At 64.5% G+C, this 11611-nt stretch carries 11 protein-coding genes; 2 read left to right on the top strand and 9 right to left on the bottom strand.

Going from position 1 to position 11611, the window contains the following annotated elements; translation table 11 throughout:
- Positions 1-21: 21 nt before the first annotated feature.
- The 7 genes from pdhA to UNPF46_RS36415 form a co-directional block, all read right to left on the bottom strand.
- On the bottom strand, positions 22-1044 hold the full coding sequence (pdhA, locus tag UNPF46_RS36445; protein WP_100176862.1) for a pyruvate dehydrogenase (acetyl-transferring) E1 component subunit alpha: 1023 nt from the start codon (positions 1042-1044) through the stop codon (positions 22-24).
- A gap of 224 nt (positions 1045-1268) precedes the next feature.
- The gene (gene adh, locus UNPF46_RS36440; RefSeq protein ID WP_142253245.1) at positions 1269-2786 is read right to left on the bottom strand and encodes an aldehyde dehydrogenase; all 1518 of its coding nucleotides are present in this window, start codon (positions 2784-2786) and stop codon (positions 1269-1271) included.
- A gap of 328 nt (positions 2787-3114) precedes the next feature.
- A complete protein-coding gene (locus tag UNPF46_RS36435) occupies positions 3115-4074 on the bottom strand; it encodes a helix-turn-helix domain-containing protein (protein WP_174718895.1) in 960 nt (319 codons plus the stop codon).
- Positions 4075-4291: 217 nt separating this feature from the next.
- A complete protein-coding gene (locus UNPF46_RS36430) occupies positions 4292-4609 on the bottom strand; it encodes an FtsB family cell division protein (RefSeq protein ID WP_028141594.1) in 318 nt (105 codons plus the stop codon).
- 141 nt (positions 4610-4750) lie between these two features.
- Complete coding sequence (locus UNPF46_RS36425; protein WP_142253244.1) at positions 4751-5302, bottom strand: NADPH-dependent FMN reductase; 552 nt, start codon at positions 5300-5302, stop codon at positions 4751-4753.
- 180 nt (positions 5303-5482) lie between these two features.
- Positions 5483-6481 (bottom strand): MBL fold metallo-hydrolase, encoded by a 999-nt coding sequence (locus tag UNPF46_RS36420; protein ID WP_142253243.1) that lies wholly within the window; start codon positions 6479-6481, stop codon positions 5483-5485.
- Between the two features lie 117 nt (positions 6482-6598).
- Positions 6599-7567 (bottom strand): AraC family transcriptional regulator, encoded by a 969-nt coding sequence (locus UNPF46_RS36415; protein ID WP_245448243.1) that lies wholly within the window; start codon positions 7565-7567, stop codon positions 6599-6601.
- Between the two features lie 99 nt (positions 7568-7666).
- On the opposite strand from UNPF46_RS36415, the gene UNPF46_RS36410 reads away from it, so the two are divergent.
- On the top strand, positions 7667-8404 hold the full coding sequence (locus UNPF46_RS36410; protein WP_142253255.1) for an SDR family oxidoreductase: 738 nt from the start codon (positions 7667-7669) through the stop codon (positions 8402-8404).
- Positions 8405-8456: 52 nt separating this feature from the next.
- Here the strand turns inward: UNPF46_RS36410 and UNPF46_RS36405 are convergent, their stop codons facing one another.
- Positions 8457-9590 (bottom strand): zinc-binding dehydrogenase, encoded by a 1134-nt coding sequence (locus UNPF46_RS36405; RefSeq protein ID WP_142253242.1) that lies wholly within the window; start codon positions 9588-9590, stop codon positions 8457-8459.
- Between the two features lie 44 nt (positions 9591-9634).
- A complete protein-coding gene (eno, locus tag UNPF46_RS36400; protein WP_142253241.1) occupies positions 9635-10918 on the bottom strand; it encodes a phosphopyruvate hydratase in 1284 nt (427 codons plus the stop codon).
- A 125-nt stretch (positions 10919-11043) separates the two neighbouring features.
- On the opposite strand from eno, the gene queF reads away from it, so the two are divergent.
- Complete coding sequence (queF, locus tag UNPF46_RS36395; RefSeq protein WP_100176871.1) at positions 11044-11532, top strand: preQ(1) synthase; 489 nt, start codon at positions 11044-11046, stop codon at positions 11530-11532.
- Positions 11533-11611 lie beyond the last annotated feature (79 nt).

Genomic DNA, 11611 nt, shown 5'->3' with positions numbered 1-11611 from the left:
CAAAAGAAAGCTAGCGCGCGTTCAGCGGTAAACGTCGGTCCAGAGCTCGGCGGCATCCGGCTCGGGATCATGCTGGGCGAAATCGGCCGAAGCGTTGACGATGTCGCGCACCTCGGCGTCGATCGCCTTGAGATCGGCCTCGCTGACCTTGGCGGCCAACAGGCGGTTGCGCACCTGCTCGATCGGATCCTGGTCGTGACGGACCTTCTCGACCTCCTCGCGTGTGCGATATTTTGCAGGGTCGGACATCGAGTGGCCGCGATAGCGATAGGTCTGCATCTCCAGGATGAAGGGACCCTTGCCGGCGCGGCACCAGGCGACGGCTTCGTCGCCGGCGGCCTTGACGGCGCGGACGTCCATGCCGTCGACCTGCTTGCCGGGAATGTTGAAGGAGACGCCGCGCTTGGAGAAATCCTGCTGTGCCGAGGCGCGCGAGACCGCGGTGCCCATGGCGTAGCGGTTGTTCTCGATGACGTAGATCACCGGCAGCTTCCAGAGCTCCGCCATGTTGAAGCTCTCATAGACCTGGCCCTGGTTGGCCGCGCCGTCGCCGAAATAGGTGACGCTCACATTGTCGTTGCCGCGATAGTGATTGGCGAAGGCGAGACCGGTGCCGAGCGAGACCTGCGCGCCGACGATGCCGTGGCCGCCGTAAAAGTGCTTCTCCTTGCTGAACATGTGCATGGAGCCGCCCTTGCCCTTGGAATAGCCGCCGCGGCGGCCCGTGAGCTCGGCCATGACGCCGTTGGCGTCCATGCCGGTGGCGAGCATGTGGCCGTGATCGCGATAGCCGGTGATGACCTGATCGCCCTGCTTCAGGGCCATCTGCATGCCGACCACCACGGCCTCCTGGCCGATATAGAGATGGCAGAAGCCGCCGATTGCGCCCATGCCGTAGAGCTGGCCGGCCTTTTCCTCGAACCGCCGGATCAGGAGCATGTCGCGGAGCGCCTTGAGCTCCTGCTCCCTGGTGAATTCCGGGGGCGAACCGCCGTCGGTCTTGTCCTGTGGAGTGCTTGCGGCGGCTTTCTTGGGTGCGGCCATGGGAATTCCGGGTCAGAGAAAACTTTCGTCCTCTCTAACCCAAGTCAAACACCGTTGGAAAGCGCCACTACGGCATGCCACGGCTTTCATTATGCCGCAGTGCAACGTGGTCGAAATATTGCAAAATCTTTGGCGCTGATCGGGCAACAAATCTAACGCCGAACGTGCCGGCTCCCATTTGCCGGAACGAGCGGCGCCAAAACAGCGCCGCCCGCTCTGCCCGATCAGAAGAAGCCGAGCTTTTTCGGGCTGTAGCTGACCAGGAGATTCTTGGTCTGCTGATAATGATCGAGCATCATCTTGTGGGTCTCGCGACCGACGCCCGACTGCTTGTAGCCACCGAACGCGGCATGGGCGGGATAGGCGTGGTAGCAGTTGGTCCAGACGCGGCCGGCCTGGATCGCCCGGCCGAAGCGGTAGCAGCGGTTGGCGTCGCGGCTCCAGACGCCGGCCCCGAGGCCGTAGAGCGTGTCGTTGGCGATCTCGAGCGCTTCGTCGTCGGTCTTGAAGGTCGTGACCGAGACCACGGGTCCGAAAATCTCCTCCTGGAAGATCCGCATCTTGTTGTGGCCCTCGAACACGGTCGGCTTGACGTAGAAGCCGCCGGCGAGATCGCCACCGAGCTCGGCACGTCCGCCGCCGGCGAGCACCTTGGCGCCCTCCTGCTTGCCGATGTCGATGTAGGACAGGATCTTCGCCAGTTGCTCGCCAGATGCCTGCGCGCCGATCATGGTGGTGGCATCGCGCGGGTCGCCCTGCTTGATCGCCGCGACGCGCTTCAAGGCGCGCTCCATGAAGCGGTCATAGATGTCGGCGTGGACCAGCGCCCGGCTCGGACAGGTACAGACCTCGCCCTGGTTCAGCGCGAACATGACGAAGCCTTCGATCGCCTTGTCGAAGTAATCGTCGTCCTCGGCGGTGACGTCCTTGAAGAAGATGTTCGGCGACTTGCCGCCAAGCTCCAGCGTGACCGGAATGAGGTTCTGGCTGGCGTATTGCATGATCAGCCGGCCCGTCGTGGTCTCGCCGGTGAAGGCGATCTTGGCGATGCGCGGGCTCGAGGCCAGCGGCTTGCCGGCCTCGAGGCCGAAGCCGTTGACGATGTTGAGCACGCCTGATGGCAGGATGTCGGCGATGAGCTCGACCCAGACCATGATCGAGGCCGGGGTCTGCTCGGCGGGCTTGAGCACGACGCAATTGCCGGCGGCGAGCGCGGGCGCAAGCTTCCAGCAGGCCATCAGCAGCGGGAAGTTCCAGGGGATGATCTGCCCGACCACGCCGAGCGGCTCGTGGAAATGATAGGCGATGGTGTCGTGGTCGATCTCGCCGATCGAGCCTTCCTGGGCGCGCACGACGCCGGCAAAGTAGCGGAAGTGATCGATCGCGAGCGGGATGTCGGCGGCGCGGGTCTCGCGGATCGGCTTGCCGTTGTCCCAGGTCTCGGCAATGGCGAGACGCTCGAGATTTTCTTCCATGCGATCGGCGATCCGGTTCAGGACCGCGGCGCGCTCGGCGACGCTGGTACGGCCCCAGGCGCCCTTGGCGGCATGCGCCGCGTCGAGGGCCAGCTCGACGTCCTGCGCGTCCGAGCGCGCGATCTTGCAGACGATCTGGCCGTTCACCGGCGAAGCGTTGTCGAAATATTTGCCCGAGATCGGCGCGACGAACTTACCGCCGATGAAATTGTCGTAGCGTTCGGCAAAGGGAACTTTGGTGACGCTGAGGAATTCCACCTTGTTCATTGATCACTCCCGATGTTTGCTGTTTGCGCAATTCGTCGCGTGGCTCGCGACTTGCGCGGACGATGTCGCGGGAGGTGTCGTCTGTCAGCCCGGGGGAAAGCGATGGCGGCGGCGACCTGTCGCAGTTCTGCGACAGTCATGCCGCGACGCCGCCCTCGTGTCCCGGACGCGCTGCAACGCTCTTGCGTTGCTGCGCGAGCCGGGACCCAGAGGCGGCACGGGAGAATGCGGAGACATGGGCCCCGGCTCTGCAGCGCACCACGTCGCAAGGGCGACGCGCTGCGCTGCGTCCGGGGCACGAGATCGGAGTCTGGGTAAACGGTAGAGCCTAGTGGTTCAGCTCGAACCGCTTCAGCTTCCTGTGCAGCGTGGCGCGGCTGACGCCGAGGGCCTTGGCGGCCGCCGAGACGTTACCGCCGGCCCGGAGCAGCGCCCGCTGCACCACCGCGCGCTGACCGCCGGCGAGATGATCGCGTGCGGCATCGCCGCCGAGCAGATCGGCCGCGGGCACCGGCTGCAATGCCCGGCTGGGGGCAAGACCGAGCGCTGCCCGGGCGGAGCGGGTCGCGCCGATCACGAGATCGTCCGCATCGACCGCGACGAGGCCTCCGCATTGGCCGTCCGCGGCTTGCGTCAGCACGATGCGGGCATGGGCGAAGGCCCGGCGGAACAGATCGGCCTCGATACGCCTGGCCGCCTCGCCTGCCGCAAGCGCGATCAGACTGGCAAACGCGTCGGTCCGGTCGGCCCGGCAGGAGGACACGTCGAGCACGCCCGCGAGCGCGGCCTCATGGTCGTAGATCGGAACGGCGGTGCAGCTCAGAAGCGTGTTGCGGGCGAAAAAATGCTGGTCGCGGTCGATCGTCAGCGGGCGCTGCTCGACGAGGCAGGTGCCGATGCCGTTGGTGCCCTCGTGCTCCTCGCTCCAGAGCGCACCGGTCCACAGGCCCCAGGACTGGAACGTCGCATCGTCCGCCGGCGTGCCGCGACGGTCGACCGGCACACCTTCGCCGTCGGCGAGCAGTACGCAGCAGCCGCTCGCGCCGACGGCCTGATAGAGCCGGTCCATCGCCCCTTGCGCCGCGGCCAGCAGCGGCGCGATGCGCTCGCGCGCCTGGAGCAGCTCGGCTTCGGTCAGCCGCATCGGCGAGGTACGGCCGCCGGGATCGAGGTGATGCAATCTGGAGGAACGGCGCCACGAGGCCACGAGCGCGGACCGAGCCGCCTGGCCCGACGCAATGGCGGCCTCGACACGGGCCGCGTGATGCCGGGGCATTGACCCATTCACCACTGTTTCCTCCGGTTGGCAGACTAGAACGCGCTGGCGCCGCTTGGTTGATCTGGGTCAACTTCGGAAGAGCGTCACAGAAGCCATGAGCCCGCCGCGGCGCCGCCGTCAAGGCAGCCGGCGGGTTCCAGACTTACGACCTTCGCAGGAGCACCGGGCACGGCGGCTGGATTTTCGCTAGCTGCTTTCGTGTCGGTTTCGAAGCTTGCGGAAAGCGCTACTTCGCCGGGATCATCCGAACGAGATCGCGCGGATTGACGTAGTCGAGCTGGAAGCGCGCCCGCTCGTCCAGCATGTCGGGGTCGATCCGCTCGGACCGCAGCAGCGACACCCGCTGCTCGCTCCTGGCGCGCTCGCGCTTGAGCTGGGCCAGCTCGCTGGTCAGCGCGATGATCTCCTGGTCGAGTTCCTGGCGAGCGTTGAGGCCGTATTTGCCGGTATAGGCGTTGACGCCGAAATAGCCGACGATGGCGGCCGCCATCGCATAGAGGGCAAGGCCGGTCAGGATCGATTTCAGGCGCGCGCGGGAGACCATCTTGGGAAGATGGGACAGGTTGGTTAAGGGAGTGCTAACTCTGGGTAAGCTGTCATTCCGGGGCGATGCGCAGCATCGGACCCGGAATCTCGAGATTCCGGGTTCGGCTCTTCGAGCCGCCCCGGAATGACAGGTTCGGCCTCAGCCGTGATGCTTGGCGACGTGCGCGGCGAAGGCGTCGATATAGGCCTGGAGCACGGGCTTCAGCGAGTCCTTGGTCAGATTGCCGTCCGCATCGAAGGCATCGCCGACCGCGTTCAGATAGGTCTCCGGCTGCTGCATGATCGGGCCGGCAATGCCCGGCAGGATGTTCTGCAGCGTCTTGGCGGCGCTGACGCCGCCGAGCGGGCCCGGCGAGTTCGAGATGATGCCGACCGGCTTGCCGTTGAACGAGCTCTTGCCATAGGGCCGCGAGGCGACGTCGATGGCATTCTTCAGCACGCCCGGGATGGCGCGGTTGTATTCGGGCGTGACGAAGATGACGCCGTCCGACTTCTGAAGCTTGTCGCGGAAGGCCAGCCAGTCCGCGGGCGGCGCACCTTCGAGATCCTGATTGAAGAACGAGATGCCGGCCGGCGTGATCACCTCGAGCTTGAGCGAGCCGGGCGCGAGCTTGGCGAGCGCGTTGGCGATCTTCAGCGAAAAGCTCTCCTTGCGCAGGCTGCCGGCGATAACGACGATGTTGTAGGCCATGAGGTGTCCTTGAAACCTTGAGGAAAGTGCCGGAGGGCACTTAAGCGATCCGGATCATTGGATGCAAGTGCATGAACCGGCTCGATTTGGAAACGCAGCGTTTCACGAAAGCGGATGGTCGCCCAAAACAATCGGGCCGCCAGGCGGCGGCCCGATCATCGCGCAAATGTCCAACTCGGCTCAGATCGTCGGATTCCAGGCCGAGGGGATCAGACGGTATTTGGCGCCGTCCTTCTCGACATGACCGACCGACGGGAACGTGAAGTGGAAGCCGACCACGGTCGCCTTCTCGGCTGCCGCCATGTCGTAGAATTTGTGACGCGTCTCCTGCGCCAGCGCGGCATCATTGTCGAACATCACGTGCCAGTCGGGATTGCGCAGGAAGAATTCGGGGATGTTGGTGACGTCAGACTGGATCAGCACCTTGGCATCGCCCGAGGCGACCGCGAACGAAGTGTGACCCGGTGTGTGTCCCGGGGTGGCGATCGAGGTGATGCCCGGCGCGACTTCCTTGCCCCACTCGAACTTTGTGACCTTGGACTCGAGGCCGGCAAAAGTCTTCTTCACGTTGGCGAAGTAGTTCTTCATCATCGGGTTGGACTCGGCCTTGGCGGCGTTGTCCTCGCTGGTCCAGAACTCCCAGTCCTTGCCCGGCACCATGATCTCGGCATTGGGGAATGCGAGCCCACCGTCGGCAAGGCGAATGCCGTTGGTGTGATCGGGGTGCAGATGCGAGAGCAGCACGACGTCGATGTTCTTCGGGTCGATGCCGGCTGCCTGGAGGTTTTGCAGGGTGCGCCCGACCGCGCCCTTGCTCGCCTCCAAATTGGCAACGCCGTTGCCGGTGTCGATCAGGACGAGCTTGGAGCCGGTGTTGATGAGTTGCGGGTTGAACGGCACCGTGACCATGCCCTTCGGCATGTAGGCCGCCTCGCCCGCCGCCAGCGCTTCTTCCTTCGGCTTGTTGGCGACGAACTTGTCCGGCATCGGGAAGGTGCGCGCGCCGTCATTGATCGAGGTGCACTCGAAGGCGCCGACCTTGTAGCGATAGAAGCCCGGCGCCTGCGTCCCGGCTTGCGGCACTGCGGCATTGACGGCGGCCGGTCGGAGGCCGGTTACCGCGGCCGCACCGACGACGGCGGCGCCAGCGAGCAAATGACGACGATTGAGATCGGTCATGGAGAGGTCCCCTTCTGAGCCCTTGCGGTTTTCCGCATTCAAATGGCGGCGGAATAATCTCCCGCTTTGCTCAGAAGGCAAGACCTTCCTTCGGCGACGTGCCCTCGCACATCACGATTATTTTTTTGGGTTGATGAGGAATTTTTCGCCTATTGCCTGTCTACGCCAGTATCGCTTCGGCGCCTGGCCGTAGACTCGCTTGAAGGCGTGCCCGAAGGCGCTCTCCGACGAATATCCCAGCCGCGCGGCGGTTGCTGAAACGCTGGCGCCAAGCCGCAGTTGGTCGCGTGCCAGCCGCATGCGCCAGCGAAGCAGATAGTCGAGCGGCGCCAGCCCGACCAGAGACTTGAACCGCTTCGAAAACGCAGATCGCGACATGGCGATCGCGCCGGCCAATGCGTCCAGGGTCCAGGGGTGAGCGGCGTCTGCGTGCATCAGCCCAATTGCCTTGCCGATCCGGGCATCGACCAGCGCATTGATCCATCCGAGTCCCTCGCCGTCGGTCTGATCCGACGCCGCACGAAGCACCTGGACCAGCAGGACGTCGGCCAGCCTGTTGGTGAGCACCGCCGCTCCAATTCCCGTGCCCCTGATTTCGAGGTCGAGAATCCCGAGCGTGGACTGAATGACGGGCGCCGGCGGACTGCGTGACGGGATGAGCAGAAAGCGCGGAAGCGCGTCGAGCAGCAATTCGGCGTCCGACGGTTCGAAGCCGAAACTGCCGGCGAGCAACACGGTATCGCCGCCGCCGTGGCGCGCGACGTCCGACTGCGCCCAATCGAACGCCGCGATACCATCCGCGGGAGCAAGGTGCTCGTCGTTGGCCAGAACATAGGCCGGCGCATTGGAGAGAAGAAAGCAGTCGCCGGAGGCGAGCCGATGACGGGCTTCATCGCCGAAATCGATCCAGCATTCGCCTTGAACCACAGCGCCGAACTTCAGGGCGGGCTTTGCCGGGAACCGATACGACCACCTGCCGCCCGCCTCGAACCTCGTACAACGCGCGGCGCGAACGTCCAGGAGTGAGAAGACCTGAGACAGAGGGTCCAATGTCTTGCCAAGATGCTTGGCCGCGAGCTTGTCCAAGGCTTGATCCGATCTCGACGATTTTCGACCCGCTTGAGCATAGATCATCTTCGCTTCCGATGCGACGTTCGTCCTGCAAACGAACTGAACGGAACAGCCATGACGGGTATCGCAGGCAAGGTCATCGCCATCACGGGCGCCAGCAGCGGAATTGGCGAAGCGACCGCCCGGCATCTCGCAGAGCACGGCGCCGTCATGGTCCTCGGCGCGCGACGCTCCGAGAGACTGGAGATGCTCGCCGCGAGCATCGTCTCGAAGGGCGGAAAAGCGTCCTATCTCGTCACCGACGTCAAGCAGCGCGAAGATGTTGCCGGCCTCGTCGGACTTGCAACAGAGCGATACGGGAAGCTGGACGTCCTGATCAACAATGCGGGGATTGCCCCGATCTCCCGCCTCGACGACCTCCGGGTCGACGACTGGGACGACATGATCGACGTGAACGTGAAGGGCGTGCTCTACGGGATCGCCGCGGCCTTGCCTGTCTTTCGACGTCAGGGCTTCGGTCATTTCGTCAACACGCTGTCGACCGCCGGAATCAAGATCGTTCCGACGATGGCAGTCTATGCAGGGTCGAAGAACGCCGTCAGGGCGATTTCCGAGGGGCTTCGTCAGGAAGCCGGTCCGTCGCTTCGCGTGACGACCATCTCTCCCGGTTATGTCGACACCGAGCTCCCCTCCTCGATGACGGATTCCGAGCTAAGGCAACAGGGACAGGCGGCCATGAAGGCAATCGCCATTCCGGCGAGTGCCATCGCCGAAGCCATCGCTTTTGCGATACGCCAACCGGACAATGTGGACGTCGGCGAGATCGTTGTTCGTCCCACGGCTCAGGCATGATGCGTCAACCGGGCCGCCGCGCCCCGGAATCCTCCGTCCTCGCAAACCCTGATTATTTGTTCGGGTTGATGAGGAATTTTTCGCCGGTGGCCCGCTTGGCGTACACGGCGATGTTGGCGGGATCGAGCACCTCGGCCAGCGACACCACCTTGGTGTAATGGCTGGCGAAGGTGGTCTTGAGCTCGGACGCCACGCGCTGGCGCAGGCGGCCGATCTCGGCCGGACCGATGTTCTGGAGGAACGGCGTCAGCAGCCAGCCGCCGACACCCCAGGTCAGTCCGAACGACCGGTTCAATTCGGTCGGACGATTGTCCAGGCTGCCGTAGATATAGACCTGCTTGTACACGTTGGAGCCATAGCGGCTGTATTCCTTCGCGGTCTTGTTGGCCGCAACTTCCATGGCGGTGAGAATCTGGCTGGCCAGCTTGCCGCCGCCGATGGCATCGAAGGCAATCGTGGCACCGGTCTCGACCAGCGCGTTGGTGAGATCGTCCGTGAAGCTGGGCGCGCTGGAATCCACCACGTATTTGGCGCCTATCTTGTGCAGGATCTCGGCCTGCTCCTTGCTCCTGACGATGTTGACGAGGCCAATGCCGTCCTTGATGCAGATCTTGTTGAGCATCTGGCCGAGATTGGACGCGGCCGCCGTATGCACCAGCGCCTTGTGGCCCTCCCGCCGCATCGTCTCGGTCATGCCGAGCGCGGTCAGCGGATTGACGAACCAGGACGCACCGTCCGCGGCCGTGGTGCCCGCCGGCAGCTCCATGACGTCGCGGACCTTGAGCACGCGGTACTGCGAGTACATGGCGCCGCCGATCATCGACACCGTCTTGCCCATCAGCGCCTTCGCCGCATCCGACGAGCCGGTCCGGATCACCGTGCCGGCGCCCTCGTTGCCGACCGGCAGCGACTGATCGAGCCGACCTGCCATCATCCGCATCGCCGCCTCCGGCATCATCGCGGTGATGACCGGCATCTCCTTGGTGCCGGAGGCCTTGGCGGCCGACATGTCGGCGGGCCCGATCAGGAGCCCGAGGTCGGAGGGGTTGATCGGCGTCGCCTCGACGCGAACCACGACCTCGTCGTCGGCCGGCTCCGGCGTCGGGACATTCACGAGGGACAATTCCAGCTCGCCGCTCTTTTTCAACAGCGAACGCAGTTGCAGTCCGGACGTGCCGTCGCTCATGTCGATCCTCCCCTGTTCGTCTTCTCGCGAGTCGAGGCGCCGGCTTATGCCAGCGCCTTCAGTGCGGCCTTGCCGCCGTACAGCGCCTGCTTGCCGAGCTGCTGCTCGATGCGCAGGAGCTGGTTATATTTGGCGGTGCGGTCGGAACGCGCAAGAGAGCCGGTCTTGATCTGCCCGCAATTGGTGGCGACCGCGAGGTCGGCGATGGTGGAATCCTCGGTCTCGCCGGAGCGGTGCGACATCACCGAGGTGTAGCCGGCCTTGTGCGCCATCTCGACGGCGGCGAGCGTCTCGGTCAGCGTGCCGATCTGGTTGACCTTGATCAGGATCGAGTTGGCGCGGCCGGTCTTGATGCCGTCGGCGAGGCGCTTGACGTTGGTGACGAACAGATCGTCGCCGACCAGCTGGCACTTCTTGCCGATCAGGTCGGTGAGCTCCTTCCAGCCGTCCATGTCGTCCTCCGACATGCCGTCCTCGATGGTGACGATCGGATAGCGGCCGACGAGATCGGCGAGATACTTGGCCTGCTCGGAGATCGAGCGGGTCTTGCCCTCGCCTTCATAGACGTATTTGCCGTCCTTGAAGAACTCGGTCGAGGCGCAGTCGAGGCCGAGCACGATGTCGGAGCCCGCCTTGAAGCCGGCCTTGCCGATTGCGTTCATCACGAACTCGAGCGCGGCGTCGGCCGACGGCAGGTTCGGGGCAAAGCCGCCCTCGTCGCCGACATTGGTGTTGTGGCCTGCCTTCTTCAGCTCCGACTTCAGCGTGTGGAAGACTTCCGCGCCGTAACGCAGGCCCTCGGCGAAGGAGGACGCGCCGACGGGCAGGATCATGAACTCCTGGAAATCGATCGGGTTGTCGGCATGCACGCCGCCGTTGATGATGTTCATCATCGGCACCGGCAGCAGGCGCGCCGAGGTGCCGCCGACGTAACGGTAGAGCGGCATGTCGAGCGAGTTCGCGGCGGCCTTCGCGCAGGCGAGCGAGACGCCGAGGATGGCGTTGGCGCCCAGCCGGCTCTTGTTGGGGGTGCCGTCGAGGTCGATCATGATCTGGTCGATCTGGGCCTGCTGCTCGACGTCGAGGCCGCTGAGCGCCTCGAAGATCTCGCCGTTGACGGCGCCGACCGCCTTGGTGACGCCCTTGCCGAGATAGCGGGCCTTGTCGCCGTCGCGCAGTTCCACCGCCTCATGGGCGCCGGTGGAGGCGCCCGAGGGCACCGCGGCACGGCCGAGCGCGCCATCCTCCAGCACGACATCGACCTCGACGGTGGGATTGCCCCGGCTATCCAGGATTTCGCGGCCGATGATGTCGATGATGGCGGTCATGAGAGCCTCATTTCGAGAAACAAAGGGGGCAGTTGGCGGTGCTTCTACCGCAATGCATCGAGGTGGAAAAGGCCGGGTGACGGCCGCCGGATGATTGGCTAAGAGGGCCGCTCGGAGGCGGCCTCATGTCGAAAAAACCCAGCAAATCGAAGATCTCAAGCCTGGACCCGGCTGCCCTGCAGCTTGGCCGTGAGGTGGAATGGCCGGATGCGCCCGAAAAGGCCCAGCTCGACCGCGTGCCCAATCCGCAAAAGGGCACCGACTATCTGGTCCGTTTCACCGTGCCGGAATTCACCTCGCTGTGCCCGGTCACGGGCCAGCCGGATTTCGCGCATCTGATGATCGACTACGCGCCGGGTGCCTGGCTGCTGGAGTCGAAATCGCTGAAACTCTACATCGCGAGTTTCCGCAATCACGGCGCCTTCCACGAGGATTGCACCGTGATGATCGGCAAGCGCATCGCGAGCGAGATCAAGCCGAAATGGCTGCGCATCGGCGGCTATTGGTATCCGCGCGGCGGTATTCCGATCGACGTGTTCTGGCAGACCGGCCGCGTGCCGAAGGGCCTGTGGGTGCCGGAGCAAGGCGTCGCGCCCTATCGCGGGCGCGGCTAGAGCATTTTCGGTTCTGATTGAATCAGAACCGAAGCTCTAGATTCTTGTTTTGACGCGTTTTCTTCACGCGAACCGGTGT

It is taken from the genome of Bradyrhizobium sp. UNPF46, from assembly GCF_006658625.1.
GTDB lineage: Bacteria > Pseudomonadota > Alphaproteobacteria > Rhizobiales > Xanthobacteraceae > Bradyrhizobium > Bradyrhizobium nitroreducens.
The sequence above is the reverse complement of the archived record's forward strand: the minus strand, read 5'-3'. Positions and strand labels throughout refer to the sequence as shown.

Bases quoted from the DNA above. Each gene is read 5' to 3' on its own strand.
- pdhA (WP_100176862.1), bottom strand. From the start codon at position 1,044: ATGGCCGCACCCAAGAAAGCCGCCGCAAGCACTCCACAGGACAAGACC.
- adh (WP_142253245.1), bottom strand. From the start codon at position 2,786: ATGAACAAGGTGGAATTCCTCAGCGTCACCAAAGTTCCCTTTGCCGAA.
- UNPF46_RS36430 (WP_028141594.1), bottom strand. From the start codon at position 4,609: ATGGTCTCCCGCGCGCGCCTGAAATCGATCCTGACCGGCCTTGCCCTC.
- UNPF46_RS36425 (WP_142253244.1), bottom strand. From the start codon at position 5,302: ATGGCCTACAACATCGTCGTTATCGCCGGCAGCCTGCGCAAGGAGAGC.
- UNPF46_RS36420 (WP_142253243.1), bottom strand. From the start codon at position 6,481: ATGACCGATCTCAATCGTCGTCATTTGCTCGCTGGCGCCGCCGTCGTC.
- UNPF46_RS36410 (WP_142253255.1), top strand. From the start codon at position 7,667: ATGACGGGTATCGCAGGCAAGGTCATCGCCATCACGGGCGCCAGCAGC.
- UNPF46_RS36405 (WP_142253242.1), bottom strand. From the start codon at position 9,590: ATGAGCGACGGCACGTCCGGACTGCAACTGCGTTCGCTGTTGAAAAAG.
- eno (WP_142253241.1), bottom strand. From the start codon at position 10,918: ATGACCGCCATCATCGACATCATCGGCCGCGAAATCCTGGATAGCCGG.
- queF (WP_100176871.1), top strand. From the start codon at position 11,044: ATGTCGAAAAAACCCAGCAAATCGAAGATCTCAAGCCTGGACCCGGCT.